The sequence below is a fragment of the Caulobacter sp. GW822-FHT01G02 genome (assembly GCF_058802865.1).
In genome coordinates, this window is record NZ_JBXAON010000001.1 from 512,642 (window position 1) to 527,525 (window position 14,884).

Here is a 14,884-nt window from a genome sequence, read left to right on the forward strand (position 1 = left end):
GATCACGCAGCGCTGACTCGCGCGCCGCTTTCGCGCGCGCCTGTCCGCCGCCCATCGGTTTCAGGAAGACAATGGCCGACATCGATACGCTGAACCTGCTCAGCACGCTGACCGCCGAGGGATGTTCGCTCGGCGACCTGATCACCCTTGCCTCGAAACTAGGCGCGGAGGGCCAGCCGGCCCTCGCCGACCAGGCCTACAAGGTCTGGATCAAGTTCAACGCCGAGCACCCGCAACTGTCGGTGGCGTTGTTCAACCGCGCGGTCCTGCAGGCGGCTCTGGGCGACAACCCCGGCGCGGCGGCCTCGCTGGAGCAGGCGATCAAGCTCAATCCCGACTTTCTGCCGGCCTATGTGAACCTGGGCGGCATCCAGGAACGGGCCGGGCTGGGCGAGCTGGCCGTCGCCACCTGGGAGGCGGGCGCCAACCGCCAGGTCGTGATCAGCGGCGTGGGCGCCGGCTACGCCTTTACCTGCCTCAAGCAGATCGCCCGCCTGCTGGGCGACATGCACCAGTCGGCCCGCGCCGAACTGGCCCTGCAGCGCGCCGCCGAGCTGGACCCCTCGGCCATGGACGTGATCGGCCAGTTGGTCGCCACGCGCCTGTCGCTGTGCAAGTGGCCGGCCCTGCAGCCGACCGAGCGCGTCCCGCGCGAGACCTTGCTGGAAGGCGTCAATCCGCTGTCAGTCGCCGCCTATACCGATGACCCGTTGCTGCTGCTGGCCGCTGGCGCCCACTTCGTCGAGCGCGAGGCCAAGGTCACGCCCGAACAGATCCGTGTCGACCGCCGCGACGCCCCGATCGACATCGCCGGTCGCCGTCCGCGCATCGGCTACATTTCCTCCGATCTGCGGGACCACGCCGTCGGCTACCTGATGGCCGAGCTGTTCGAGGTTCACGACAAGTCAAAGGTCGAGGTCTTCGCCTACTACTGCGGTCCGGAATCCAGTGATGGCCTGAACACCCGCATCCGCGCGGCGGTGGAGCACTTCACCGACATTCGCCCCATGTCGGACGACGAGGCCGCCCAGTGCATCGTCGACGACGGCATCGACATCCTGGTCGACGTCAACGGCCACACCCGCGACGCCCGCACCTCAGTCTTCGCCCGCCGTCCGGCCCCGATCATCGTCAATTGGCTGGGTTATCCGGGGACGATGGGCAGCGACTACCACCACTACATCATCGCCGACCCGTGGATCATCCCGCCGGAGATGGAGCTCTACTACTCCGAGGCCGTGCGCCGGATCCCCTGCTATCAGCCCAATGACCGCCGCCGGAAGGTGGAGGAGACCGTCCCGACCCGCGCCGAGGCCGGCCTGCCCGAGGACGCCTTCGTGTTCTGCTGCTTCAACGGCACGCAGAAGATCACGCCGCACGTCTTCGATCGCTGGATGGAGATCCTCAAGCGTACGCCGGGCAGCGTATTGTGGCTGCTGGACAGCAACCCCGAGACCAACGCCCGCCTGCGCGACGCGGCCGAGGCGCGGGGCGTGGATCGCACCCGCCTGGTCTTCGCCCAGAAGCTGCAGAACGCCTTCCACCTGGCCCGCTATCGCCTGGCCGACCTCTTCCTGGACACCACGCCCTACGGCGCCCACACAACGGCCTCGGACGCGCTGTGGATGGCCGTGCCGGTCCTGACCTGGTCGGGCCGCTGTTTCGCCTCGCGGGTCTGCGGCAGCCTGGTGCGTAGCGCCGGCCTGCCCGAACTGGTCGTCGACAGCGCGGAGGCCTATGTCGAGAAGGCCGTCGAGCTCGGCGCCGACCGCGCCAAGGCCCGGGCTCTGCGCGACACGCTGGAGGCCAACCGCGACAGCTGCGTGCTGTTCGACATGGACCTGCTGGCCGGCAAGTTGGAAGCGCTTTACGGCGAGATGATCGCCGAGCATCAGGCCGGCCAGAGGCCGCGCCCGAACCTGACCAATCTCGACACCTACTTCCGCATCGGCCTGTCGCTGGACCGCGACGACCGCGAGATGCAGACCGAGCCCGACCTGCACGCCCTTTACCGCCACGAGCTGGCGCGGCGCGACCAGGTCAAGACCATCCCCGCCGATGGCCGGCTCTGGGAAGGTGGCGCTTCGTGAGCCAAGTCCCGCCGGGCGATCTGTTCAAGCGTCGCGCGACGCGGCCTTCGCAGTTCGGCCAACTGGCGAGCTTGGGCGACCTGTCCGGGCTGGTGGCCCAGCTCCGGCGGTCCAAGGCGGAGGACCCGAATTTCCGAATCCTGCTGGTCGGCGACGGTCCGCCCGGTTGGCCGGAAGATCTGCGCGACGCCGCGCTGGGCGGGATGAGCGCCGATTTCCCCGGCGACCTCTCCGATCCCGAGACCTATCGCGCCGTGCTGGCCCATGTGGCGCGCGAGGGCCGCTTCGACTGTGTGTTGGCCACGCATGTGGTCCAGACCCTGGCCCGGCCGTCCGTGCTGCTGGAGCGCCTGCCGCTGATCGCCGAGGCCGGCTGGATCACCACGCCGTCACGCTATCTGGAGGCCCTCAAGCCCGAGGGCGCCTATCGTGGCTTCGCCCATCACCGCTGGGCCGCCGACCACCTGGACGGCGCCCTGGTGCTGGCCCCCAAGACCCCGCTGCTCGAGCACCTGACCTTTCCGGGCGAGGCTGTGTGGGCGCAGGCCCCGCAGCGTTTCGAGCTGCAGGTCGGCTGGCGCGGCGGCCTGAACTTCGCGGTGATGCTGGGCGAGGGAACCTTGCCGGTCGGCGCCCAGGCCCTGGCCCTGCTGGGCCGCTTCTTCGAGGGCGTGCCGGCCGAGGCGCCGCCCGCCGCCGCGCCGTCGGCGGAATCGGCGTTGGACGTCGCCGCCGAGCTGAGCAAGGCCATCGCCACCGCGCGCGACACGCAGGCGGGCCTGCATCCGCTGGGCCGGATGAAGTTCTACCACGACGCCGTCAGCCTGATCCTCTGCGAACCCCTGACCCGCGAGCGTCTCGAACTGTTCGAACTGCTGCTGGCCGAGGCCGCGGCCATGGGCATGGAGTCGCCTGGCCCGGAGTGGGGCGACTGGGTCAATCACTACCGCGCGGTGATGGAGGCCCTGACCGGAGCGGATCTCGATGGGCCGACCCCGCCCGCGCCGGACGACGGCCCCCAGACCTTCCTGACCGGCGATGGCAGGACCTTGGACGGCGAGGGGCTGAAGGCCCACGCCGACGCCCTCGGGGCCGAGGTGGTGTTCTTCGCCGCTGGCGACCCCCGCTATGTCGAGCTGTACGGCCGCTGGCTGGCGCTGTCGGTGCTCAAGCACGGCGACACGCCGTTCCTAGTGTTGATCCATGTGATCGGCGGCGCGGGAAAACTGGCCGAGGCCGCCGCGACGGTGCGGATCGACGACCCGCGCGTGGTGTTCGTCGGCGACGACTTCGACGCTTCGGCGGTGACCACCCAGTGCTTCGAGGCGCCGCCGAAGGGGCTGATCGAGATCCCGGTCGCCCACTACCAGTCGGTGCGGTTCCAGCGCCTGGGAGGATTGCTGGACCTGCTGCAACGGCCCGTCTTCGTGTCGGACATCGACCTGCTGCTGCAGCGCGGCGTCGCCGACCTGCTGGAGCAGTGGGCCGACGCCGATCTGGTGCTGAACCTGAACGACAAGAATTTCCAGGCCGGTTCGCGGATCACCGCCAACCTGGTGCTGGCCCGACCGACTCCGGAGACGTCGATCCTGCTGCGCTGGCTGCGCGCCTATCTGGACGAGCGGCTGTCGCGCGCGACGGTCACCCGCTGGATCGACCAGGTCGCCCTGAACCTGGCCCGCCGTCACCTGGAGCTGCATGCCCCGGGGGCGAAGGTGGGGACCTTCGACACCCAGAGCGACATCAACAACGTGATGTTCAAGGAATATGTCGAGGGCCACCCGTTCCGGTTCCTGTCCCTCTACCATGGGTTCGATACCTCGACCCTGGAGGAGTAGGGGGGTCTAGAAGGTCGCCGAAGCCTTCATCACCACGGCCCCATCGACCTCCGCCCACAGCGCCGCGCCGTCATCGGCCAGGCGGCCCTTGGCCGTGATCGTCTCACCAGCAAAGGCCGGCTTCAGCGCCCGGAACGAAAAACGCTTCAGCGGCCGGGCGGGCATGGCCTCGAGCAGCAGCAGGGCGATCAGCGGGCCGTGGACGACGAGGCCCGGATAGCCTTCGACCTCGGTCGCGTAGGGCAGGTCGTAGTGGATGCGATGGCTGTTCGCGGTCGCCGCCGAAAAGGCGAACAGCAGCGCCGGATCGGTTGGCGTCTCGCGGGACCACTCGGCTGACGGAAGCTCGGCGTCGGGCATGCGGGGCGCGGGCGGGGCGGCGGTATAGACGATCGTCTGGCGCTCGGTGACGCGGACCTCGCCGGCCTGGCTGAACGTCCGGTCGACCGTGACGAAGGTCAGCGGACCGCTCGCGCCCGGCTTCTCCTCGACACTGGCGATGGTCTCGACGAGCTCGGTTTCGAGATCGGGCAGGAGGGGACCAGCGAAGGTCATGTCAGCCGCCGCGAACATCCGCCGAGGCGCTTCGATGGCCGGCAGGAACAGGCCGCGCCTTTGATGGCCGTCGGGGCCGAGATCGGCGCGCGGGATCGGTTCGGCCAGGCATCCCCAGTGCCAGGCGGGCGGGACCGCGGCCGGCGTCGGCCGGTCCAGCACCGCCGCCAGGCGCGCCAGGTCCGAAGCCGCCAGGATCGCCGTCCGCCGCCTTTGCATCAGTAAGAGCGGGGCAGGCCGAGCACGTGCTCGGCGACATAGGCCAGGATCAGGTTCGTCGAGATCGGCGCCACCTGGTAGAGGCGCGTCTCGCGGAACTTGCGCTCGATGTCGTACTCCTCGGCGAAGCCGAAGCCGCCGTGGGTCTGCAGGCACATGTCGGCCGCCGCCCACGAGGCCTCCGAGGCCAGCATCTTACCGATATTGGCCTGCTCGCCGCAGGGCAGCCCGGCGTCGTAGCGGGAGGCCGCATCGTAGATGGTCAGGCGTGCGGCGTGCGCCTGGGCATAGGCGCGGGCGATCGGGAACTGGACGCCCTGGTTCTGGCCGATCGGACGGCCGAACACGACACGGCTGTTGGCGTAGTCTCGCGCCCTGCCGATCAGCCAGGCCGCGTCGCCCAGGCACTCGGCCCCGATCAGGATTCTCTCGGCGTTCATGCCATCGAGGATATAGCGGAAACCCTTGCCCTCCTCGCCGATCAGGCTGTCCTTAGGGATCACCAGATTGTCGAAGAACACCTCCGTGGTGGCGTGGTTCAGCATGGTGGCGATCGGGCTGATCGAGAGGCCTCGTCCCTGGGCCTTGCGCATGTCGACCAGGAACACCGACAGGCCCTCGCTCCTGCGAGCGACCTGGTCCTTGGGTGTGGTGCGCGCCAGCAGGATCATGAGGTCGGAGTGTTCGGCGCGGCTGGTCCAGACCTTCTGGCCGTTGACGACATAGGTGTCGCCCTCTCGCCGGGCAAAGGTCGAGATCGAGGTGGTGTCGGTGCCGGCCGTCGGCTCGGTGACGCCGAAGGCCTGCAGGCGGATCGAGCCGTCGGCGATCCGGGGCAGCCAGGTCTCCTTCTGCTCAGGCGAGCCGTGCCGCAGGACCGTGCCCATGGTGTACATCTGGGCGTGCAGCGCCGCGGCGTTGCCGCCGCTGGCGTGGACCTCCTCCAGGATCGCCGCCGCCGCCGTCAGGCCGAGACCGCCGCCGCCGTAGTCTTCCGGAATCAGCACGCCCAGCAGGCCGGCCTTGGTCATGGCGGCCACGAACTCGGTCGGATAGGCCTTCTCGCGATCCAGGGCGCGCCAGTAGGGCGGCGGGAAGTCGCGGCACAGGGCCCGCACCGTCTGGCGCAGGGCCTCGATCAACTCCGGATCGGCCTGCGACACTAGACGCGCTCGAAGGCGAGCGCCGCGCCCTGGCCGACGCCGATGCAGAGGGTGGCGAGGCCGCGCTTGCCGCCGGTCGCCTCCAATTGGCGAAGGGCGGTCAGCACCAGCCGCGCGCCGGAGGCGCCGAGCGGGTGGCCCAGTGCGATGGCGCCGCCGTTCGGGTTCACGTGCGCGCCGTCGTCGGGCAGGCCCAACTGACGCAGCACCGCCAGCCCCTGGGCGGCGAAGGCCTCGTTCAGCTCAACGGTGTCGAAGTCGCCGATCGACAGACCGGTCTTGGCGAGCAGCTTCTGAACGGCGGGGACCGGGCCGATACCCATGACGCGCGGCGCGACGCCGGCGGTGGCGTAGCCGGTGACGCGAGCGCGCGGCGTCAGGCCGTGGCGCTTGACGGCGTCCTCGGAGGCGACGATCAGCGCCACCGCGCCGTCATTGACGCCCGAGGCGTTGCCGGCGGTCACCGTGCCGCCCTCGCGGACGACGGGCTTCAGCTTGGCCAGAGCCTCGATCGTGGTCTCGCGCGGATGCTCGTCGCGCTCGACGAGGGTCGGGCCGGCCTTGCCGGGGATCTCGACGGGGGTGATCTCGCCGGCCAGGAAGCCGCTGGCCTGGGCCGCGGCGGCCCGCTGCTGGCTGCGCAGGGCGAAGGCGTCCTGATCCTCGCGGTTCACACCGTAATCGGCGGCGACGTTCTCGGCCGTCTCGGGCATGGAGTCGACGCCATAGGCCTTGCGCATGGCCGGATTGACGAAGCGCCAGCCGATCGTGGTGTCGAAGATCTCGGCGTTGCGCGAGAAGGCGCTGTCGGCCTTGCCCATCACGAACGGCGCGCGGCTCATGCTCTCGACGCCGCCGGCGATCAGCAGGTCGTTATGGCCCGACAGGATGGCGCGGGCGGCGTAGCCGACGGCTTCCAAGCCGGAAGCGCACAGACGGTTGACGGTCACGCCCGGCACGCTGACCGGATAGCCGGCCAGCAGCAGGGCCATGCGAGCGACGTTGCGGTTGTCCTCGCCGGCCTGGTTGGCGCAGCCCAGCACCACCTCATCGAGGGCTTCCAGGTCGAGGCCGGCGTTGCGCGCGGCCAGGGCCTTCAGCGGGATGGCCGCCAGGTCGTCGGCCCGAACCTTGGAGAGCGCGCCGCCGTAGCGACCGATAGGTGTGCGGAGGCCGTCACAGAGATAGGCGGTGGTCATGCGAAGGCTCCCGGATCGTCGCGCTCAAACAAGTGTTAGAGTCGCGAGAGGCGAGCCTCAACAGTTTTCAGCGCCAGCCGCCGCCCAGGGCCTGGACCAGGGCCACCGCCGTCGTCTGGCGCGAGACCGCCGTCTGCAGCAGCGTCCGTCGCGCCGACAGGGCCGAGGCCTGGGCCGTGACCACGTCGGTATAGGCGACCTGGCCGGCCTTGTACTGGTTCAACAGCATCTGCTCGGTCTGGTCGGCGGCCTGGGAGGCCGTCAGCTGAAGGGCGTACTGCCGCTCCAAGGCGCGGGCCGCGGCCAGTTGGTTCTCGACGTCCTCGAAGGCCAGGAGAGCCGTCTGGCGGTAGTCGGCGGCGGTGGCGTCATAGGCCGCGCGCGACTGCTCGACGCGGGCCTTGCGGGCGCCGGCGTCGAACAGGGTCTGGGCGGCCGTCAGGCCCAGCGACCAGGTATTGGCCGAGGTGGTGAACAGGTCGCCCAGGACGCTGGAGGTCGAATTGCCGTTGGCCGACAGGCTGAAGGTCGGGAAGAAGGCGGCGCGGGCCACGCCGATGTCGGTATTGGCGGCGGCGACGCGGCGCTCGGCGGCGGCGACGTCGGGACGGCGCTCCAGCAGGGTCGAGGGCACGCCGATCGGGATCTCCGGCACGACCGGCCTCCAGTCGCTGACGGCCGCGATGCGGAAGCCGCTGGCCGGTTCGCCGACCAGTACGGCGATAGCGTTCTCGAAGGTCGCGCGATCCTGGACCAGACCCTCCAGCGTCGACTGGGCGTTGGCCAGCTGGACCTGGGCCTGCAGCACGTCGGACTTAGGCGCGATGGCGGCGTTGTAGCGGTTGGTGGTGATCTGCAGGCTGCGCTGGTAGCCCTCGACCGTGGCCTGGACCATGGCGATCTCCGCGTCGGCGCGGCGCAGGCCCAGATAGCTGGTCGCCAGTTCGCCTTGCGCGGAGAGCTTGGCGGCGGCGAGGTCGGCGGCGCTGGCTTCGGCGCTGAACTTGGCGCCGCTGAGGCTGGCGCGGATGCGGCCCCAGACGTCCGGCTCCCAGCTGGCGCCGATGCCGACCTGATAGCGCTGGGTGTCGCCCGCGCGGGTGGCGCCGCCGACGGAGGTCGTAGTCTTGGTGCCGCCACCGCCCGACTTGGTGGCGGAGCCCGATAGGTCGACGGTCGGGAACAGGCTGGCGCGCTGCTCGCGGACCAGGGCGCGGGCCTGGCGATAGGCCGCCTCGGCGCGGGCGATGGTCTGGTTGTCCACTTTCACCCGCTCGGCGAGGGCGTTGAGTTGCGGATCGCTCAGCAGCGTCCACCAGTCGCCGCGATCCAGATGGTCGGACGGCGTGGCGGTTTTCCAGCCTTCCAGGGCCTTGAACTGAGCTGGCGGCGCAGACTTCAGCGCGGGCGTCTCGTAGGCCGGCGTCATCGAGCAGGCGCCGAGGGCGAGGAGCGAGGCGGCGCCGATCAGGCGCGAAAGACGGATCATCTGGCGGGTTCCGGCGCGGTCGGGTGGTGGGTCAGATGCCGCTCGTCCTTGCGCGTCTTCCCGCGCAGGCGATCGAGATAGACATAGACCACGGGGGTGGTGATCAGGGTCAGCAGCTGGCTGGCGATCAGGCCGCCGATGATGGCCACGCCCAGCGGACGACGCAGCTCGGCGCCTTCGCCAAAGCCGATGGCCAGGGGAAGCGCGCCGAGGGCCGCGGCCAGGGTGGTCATCAGGATGGGGCGGAAGCGCAACAGGCTGGCCTCGCGCACGGCTTCCTGGGCGGAAAGGCCCCGGCTGCGCTGGGCGTCGAGGGCGAAGTCGATGATCAGGATGGCGTTCTTCTTGACGATGCCCAGCAGCAGGAACACGCCGATCAGGGCGATGATCGAGAACTCCATCTTGAAGATCAGCAGGGCCACCACCGCGCCGACACCGGCGGCGGGCAGGGTGGACAGCACCGTGATCGGGTGGACGTAGCTCTCGTAGAGGATCCCCAGCACGATGTAGATCGCCACGATGGCGGCCAGGATCAGCAGCGGCTGCTGCTTCATCTGGTCGTTGGCCTGGCGGGCCTGGCCCTGGAAGCTGCCGCGCACGCTGGTCGGCATGCCGATCTCGGCCTCGGCCTGGGCGACGGCGACCTGGGCGTCGCTCAGCGACTTGCTGTCCGCCAGGTTGAACGAGACCGTGGTGGCCAGTTCGCCGTTCTGGTGATTGACCGAGGTCGGGGTGGCGTTCTGGCTGACGCTGGCGATGGCCGACAGCGGCGTCATGGCGGTGGCCGAGGTGTTCAGGGCCGAACCGGTCGACTGGTCGCGCAGGGCGGGATTGACGCTGGGACCGGTGGCCTTCGCCGTTCCGGATGGCCGCGTTGGCACGTGGACGTCGTTCAGCGCCTCGGGTCCCTGGGCGAACTTCTGCTGCCACTCGAGGATCACGGCGTACTGGTTGACGTCCTCGTAGATGGTCGCGACCTGACGCTGGCCGAAGGCGTTGTAGAGCGCGTTGTCCACGGCCCGGGGCGTGATCCCCAGCCGCGAGGCGCTGTCGCGGTCGATGGTGACCAGGGTCTCGACGCCGTTCTCCTGCTGGTCGGAATCGACGTCGGTCAGCACGTCGTCGTGGGCTTTCATCGCCTCGGCCAGCTTGGCGGCCCACTCCTTGAGGGCGGCGCTGCTGTCGCTGGTCAGGGTGTACTGGTAGGTCGAGTTGCTCTGCCGGCCGCCCATGCGCAGGTCCTGCACCGGGTTCAGGAACACGCTGATGCCGGTCACGCGCTGCAGCTGCGGACGCAGGCGGGCGATGACGGCCGAGCCCTTCTCCTTACGCTCGCCGATCGGCTTGAGGTTCACGAACATGAAGCCGCCGCCCGCGCGGCCGCCGCCGGTGAAGCCGACCACGGTGTCGACGGCGGGATCCTTGTGGATGATGCCGACCACCTGGCGCAGCTTCTTCTGCATGGCCTGGGACGAGACGGACTGGTCGGCGCGCATGCCGGCCATCAACTGACCGCTGTCCTGCTGCGGGAAGAAGCCCTTGGGCACGGCGATATAGAGCCAGGCGGTCATGGCGATCACCGCGACCAGCAGGGCGATGACCAGCGGCTTGGCGTGCAGGGCCCAGTCCAGGCTGTGCTCATAGGTCTTGTGGACGCGGTTGAACGCCGCCTCGAAGAAGCGCGACAGGCGGCCTGCCTTGCCCTTCTTCTCGGGGCGCAGCAGGTAGGCGCACATCATCGGCGTGGTGGTCAGGCTGATGACCAGCGAGATCAGCACCGCCGCCGACAGGGTGACGGCGAACTCACGGAACAGGCGGCCGACCTGGCCGCCCATGAACAGCAGCGGGATGAAGACGGCGACCAGCGAGATGCTGATCGACAGCACCGTGAACCCGACCTCGCGCGCGCCCAGCAGGGCGGCGGAGAAGCGGTCCATGCCCTTCTCGATGTGGCGGGCGGTGTTCTCCAGCACGACGATGGCGTCGTCGACCACGAACCCGGTGGCGACGGTGATCGCCATCAGGCTGAGATTGTTGAGGGAAAAGCCCAGCAGGTACATGACCCCGAACGTGCCCAGCAGCGAGACGATGGTCGCCGCCGCCGGGATGAAGGTGGCGCGGGCGCTGCGGAGGAAGACACTGACCACCACGATGACCAGGATGATCGAGATCAGCAGGGTGACCTCGATCTCGTGCAGCGAGGCGCGGATCGAGTTGGTGCGGTCGCTGGCGACGTCGACGGTGATGTCGCTGGGCAGCTGGGCGCGAAGCTCGGGCAGGACGGCGCGGACGCTGTCGACCGTCTCGATGATATTGGCGCCCGGCTGGGCGGTGATCAGGACGATGATCGACGGCTTGCCGTTGAACAGGCCGAGCGTCCGGGTGTCGGCGACGCTGTCGGTGACTTGCGCGACGTCAGACAGGCGGATCGGCGCGCCGTTACGCCAGGCCACCACGAGGCCGGCATAGTCGGCGGCCTTGCGGCCCGCGCCGGTCGTATAGATCTGGTAGCGCTGGCCGTTGCCCTCCAGCGCGCCCTTGGGACGGTTGGCGTTCGCCGACTGGATCGCCGCGCGGACGTCCTCCATGGCGACGCCGTACTGGTTCAGCAGGAACGGGTTGGCCGAGATGCGGACGGCCGGCAGTGAGCCGCCGCCGATCTCGACGTCGCCGACGCCGCTGACCTGGGCCAGGCGCTGGGCCACGACGTTGGAGACCGCGTCATAGATCTGGCCGGGCGTCTTGCTGTCCGAGGTCAGGGCCAGGATGATCACCGGCGAGTCGGACGGATTGGCCTTGCGATAGGTCGGGTTGCTGCGCAGCGTCGCCGGCAGGTCGGCGCGAGCGGCGTTGATCGCGGCCTGCACTTCGCGGGCGGCGCCGTCGATCTGGCGGTTGAGGTCGAACTGCAGGGTGATCCGCGTCGACCCCGTCGAGCTCTGCGAGGTCATCTCGTTGACGCCCGAGATCGTGCCCAGCCGCCGCTCCAGCGGCGTGGCGACGCTGGAGGCCATGGTCTGGGGGCTGGCCCCCGACAGGTTGGCCGACACCGAGACGGTCGGGAAATCGACCTGCGGCAGGGGCGAGACCGGCAGTACGAAGAAGGCCGCGATCCCGGCCATGGCCAGGCCGATGGTCAGCAGGATGGTGGCGACCGGCCGGCGGATGAAGGGCCCGGACAGGTTCACGAGGGCGCCCCCGGGATCGGCTCGGGATCGATGCGATCGGGGTGCGGGCCGTCATCGCGGCGCTCGCGCTTGGCGGTCGGGGCCAGGCGGTCGAAGGCGAGGTACACGACCGGGGTCGTGAACATGGTCAAGAGCTGGCTGAGCAGCAGGCCGCCGAAGATGGCGATACCCAGCGGCCGGCGCAGCTCGGCCCCTTCGCCGAAGCCCAGCATCAGCGGGATGGCCGCGAACAGGGCCGCCAGGGTGGTCATCAGGATCGGGCGGAAGCGCAGGATGGCCGCCTGGAAGATGGCGTCGCGCGGGCTCTTGCCTTCCTCGCGTTCGGCGTCGATGGCGAAGTCGATCATCATGATCGCGTTCTTCTTGACGATGCCGATCAAGAGAATGATGCCGATGATCCCGATCACGCCCAGGTCGTTACCGGTGATCCACAGGGCCAGCAGCGCGCCGACGCCGGCCGAGGGCAGGGTCGACAGGATGGTCATCGGGTGGACGTAGCTCTCATAGAGCACCCCCAGCACGATGTAGACGCAGACCACGGCCGCCAGGATCAGCCACAGCTGGTTGGACAGCGAGTTCTGATAGGCCCCCGCCGCGCCCAGGAAGGCGGTGGTCACCGAGACAGGCATGTCGATCGTCTTCATGGCCTTGCGGATCTCGTCGACCGCGTGGCCCAGCGAGACGCCCGGGGCGGTGTCGAAGCCGATCGTGGTGGCCGGGAACTGGGCGACGTGGGTGACCTGCAGCGGCGACTGCTGGGTCTTGATGGTCGAGAAGGCGGCCAGCGGCGTCGGCGCGCCGCCGCCGGTCTTCAGGTTCAGATTGCCCAGGGTGGTCGGGTCGACCAGAACGCCGGGCTTGGCCTCCAGGATCACCCGGTACTGGTTGGTCTCGGTGAAGATGGTCGAGACGATCCGCTGGCCAAAGGCGCTGTACAACGCATCGTCGACATCCGACGCCGTAATGGAAAGACGGGCGGCGGTGTCGCGGTCGATGTCGACATAGGCGGCCTGGCCGGTGGCCGAGGCGTCGGAATAGACGTTGCGGACGGCCTTCACCTTGGCCAGTTCGGCGGTGAGCTTGCCGGCCCATTCCCTGATCGTGGCGGTGTCGGCGCCTTCCAGCGACAGCCGGTACTGGGTCGGGCCCGTCTCGGCGTCGATGGTCAGGTCCTGGGTCGGCTGGAGGTACAGCGTCACGCCGGGGACATTGGCCACGCGTTCGCGCAGCCGCTGCATGATCTTCTCCTGCGAGCCGGAGCGGTCGGCCTTCAGGTTGATCTGCATCTGGCCAGTGTGGAGCATGGCGTTGTTGGCGCCGTCGACTCCGATGAACGAGGCGACGTTCTCGACCGCCGGATCGTCCAGGATCGCCTCGGCCGCCTGCCGCTGCAGGGCCGCCATGCGGTCGTAGGAGACCGATTGGGCCATCTCGGTGCGGGCTTGCAACTGGCCGGTGTCCTGGGTGGGGAACAGGCCCTTGGGGATGATCATGTAGAGCACGCCGGTCAGGACCAGCGTGCCGACGGCGACGACCAGGGTCGCGACCTGGCGCTGCAGCACCCAGGCCAGGGCGACCTCGTAGCGGGCCTCGACCTTGGCGAACAGATCCTGGGTTTTCTTGCTGATCCCCTTGGCCTCCTGGCCCTCGTGCGGCTTCAGCCAGCGGGCCGACAGCATGGGGGTGAGGGTCAGTGAGACCACCGCCGAGATCAGGATGGTGATGGCCAGGCTGATGGCGAATTCGCGGAACAGGCGCCCGACCACGTCGCCCATGAACAGCAGCGGGATCAGCACGGCGATCAGCGAGATGGTCAGCGAGATGATCGTGAAGCCGATCTCCTTCGCGCCCTTCAGCGCCGCCTCCATGGGTTTTTCGCCCTTCTCGAGGTGGCGGGTGATGTTCTCGATCATCACGATGGCGTCGTCGACGACGAAGCCGGTGGCGATGGTCAGGGCCATCAGGCTGAGGTTGTTCAGCGAGAAGCCCATCAGGTACATCACCCCGCACGAGCCGATCAGCGAGATCGGCACGGCCAGGCTGGCGATCACCGTGGCGCGCAGGCTGTGCAGGAAGAAGAAGATCACCAGCACCACCAGCCCCACGGCCAGCAGCAGCTCGATCTCGACATGGTGCACCGAGGCGCGGATGCCGGTGGTGCGGTCGGCCAGAACTTGGACGTCCAGGGTGGCCGGTAGGCCGGCCTGAAGCTCGGGGAGCTTGGCCTTGATGGCGTCGACGGTCTTGATGACGTTGGCGCCGGGCTGGCGCTGGACGTTGACGATGATCGCCGGGGTCTTGCCGGCCCAGGCGCCCAGGCGGGTGTTCTCGGCGCTCTCGACCACTTGCGCGATGTTCGACAGGCGGATCGGCGCGCCGTCCTTGTAGGTGACGATCAGCGACTTGTAGTCATCGACGCTGAGCAACTGGTCGTTGGCGTTGATCGTGTAGCTGCGGGTCGGGCCGTCGAAGCTGCCCTTGGCGCTGTTGGCGTTGGCGGCGCTGATCGCGGTCCGCACGTCCGACAGGGTCAGGCCGTAGCTGGCCATGGCCTGGGTGTCGGCCTGGATGCGCATGGCCGGCCGCTGGCCGCCCGACAGCGACACGAGGCCCACGCCCGAGACCTGGCTGATCTTCTGGGCCAGGCGGGTGTTCACGAGGTTCTGCACCTCGGTCAGCGGCAGGGTGTCGGAGGTGATGGCCAGGGTCAGGACCGGCGCATCGGCGGGGTTGACCTTGGCGTAGACCGGCGGGGCGGGCAGGTCGGCCGGCAGCAGCGAGCCGCTGGCGTTGATGGCCGCCTGCACCTCCTGCTCGGCGACGTCCAGCGTCTCGCCCAGATTGAACTGCAGGGTGATCACCGAGGCCCCGGCCGTGCTGACCGAGCTCATCCGGGCCAGGCCCGACATCTCGCCCAGCTGGCGCTCCAGCGGCGCGGTGACGGTCTGGCTCATCACCTCGGGGCTGGCCCCGGGATAGAGGGTCTGGACTTGGATGGTGGGGTAGTCGACCTGGGGCAGGGCCGACAGCGGCAGCAGCCGGAAGCCGACCAGGCCGGCCAGGACGATGGCCGCCATGAACAGGGCCGTGGCGACCGGCCGCTGGATGAAGGGACGCGAGGGATTCATCGCGGCTGGGCCCAA

General features: G+C 69.2%; 7 protein-coding genes and 1 pseudogene. 2 read left to right on the forward strand and 6 right to left on the reverse strand.

Annotated elements, in window-relative coordinates:
- Positions 1 to 71 precede the first annotated feature (71 nt).
- Complete coding sequence (locus AC1RNC_RS02315; protein ID WP_492883385.1) at positions 72 to 2,090, forward strand: O-linked N-acetylglucosamine transferase, SPINDLY family protein; 2,019 nt, start codon at positions 72 to 74, stop codon at positions 2,088 to 2,090.
- A gap of 20 nt (positions 2,091 to 2,110) precedes the next feature.
- Positions 2,111 to 3,928: pseudogene (locus AC1RNC_RS02320) on the forward strand (FkbM family methyltransferase); the annotation flags it as partial.
- 6 nt (positions 3,929 to 3,934) lie between these two features.
- Here AC1RNC_RS02320 and AC1RNC_RS02325 read toward each other — a convergent pair.
- The 6 genes from AC1RNC_RS02325 to AC1RNC_RS02350 all read right to left on the reverse strand — a co-directional run bounded on the left by AC1RNC_RS02325 (position 3,935) and on the right by AC1RNC_RS02350 (position 14,869).
- On the reverse strand, positions 3,935 to 4,702 hold the full coding sequence (locus AC1RNC_RS02325) for an HTD2 family dehydratase (protein ID WP_492883387.1): 768 nt from the start codon (positions 4,700 to 4,702) through the stop codon (positions 3,935 to 3,937).
- Positions 4,702 to 5,865: an acyl-CoA dehydrogenase family protein gene (locus AC1RNC_RS02330; RefSeq protein ID WP_492883388.1), complete on the reverse strand. Its 1,164-nt coding sequence runs from the start codon at positions 5,863 to 5,865 to the stop codon at positions 4,702 to 4,704. Before AC1RNC_RS02330 ends, AC1RNC_RS02325 begins: the two co-directional genes overlap by 1 nt.
- The gene (gene pcaF, locus AC1RNC_RS02335; RefSeq protein WP_492883390.1) at positions 5,865 to 7,064 is read right to left on the reverse strand and encodes a 3-oxoadipyl-CoA thiolase; all 1,200 of its coding nucleotides are present in this window, start codon (positions 7,062 to 7,064) and stop codon (positions 5,865 to 5,867) included. The genes AC1RNC_RS02330 and pcaF overlap by 1 nt, the downstream gene beginning before the upstream one ends.
- Before the next feature lie 67 nt (positions 7,065 to 7,131).
- Positions 7,132 to 8,553, reverse strand: a complete 1,422-nt coding sequence (locus tag AC1RNC_RS02340) for an efflux transporter outer membrane subunit (RefSeq protein WP_492883392.1) — start codon at positions 8,551 to 8,553, stop codon at positions 7,132 to 7,134.
- Positions 8,550 to 11,741, reverse strand: coding sequence for an efflux RND transporter permease subunit (locus AC1RNC_RS02345; RefSeq protein WP_492883394.1), 3,192 nt, complete (start codon positions 11,739 to 11,741; stop codon positions 8,550 to 8,552). The genes AC1RNC_RS02340 and AC1RNC_RS02345 overlap by 4 nt, the downstream gene beginning before the upstream one ends.
- Complete coding sequence (locus AC1RNC_RS02350) at positions 11,738 to 14,869, reverse strand: multidrug efflux RND transporter permease subunit (protein WP_492883396.1); 3,132 nt, start codon at positions 14,867 to 14,869, stop codon at positions 11,738 to 11,740. Before AC1RNC_RS02350 ends, AC1RNC_RS02345 begins: the two co-directional genes overlap by 4 nt.
- Positions 14,870 to 14,884 lie beyond the last annotated feature (15 nt).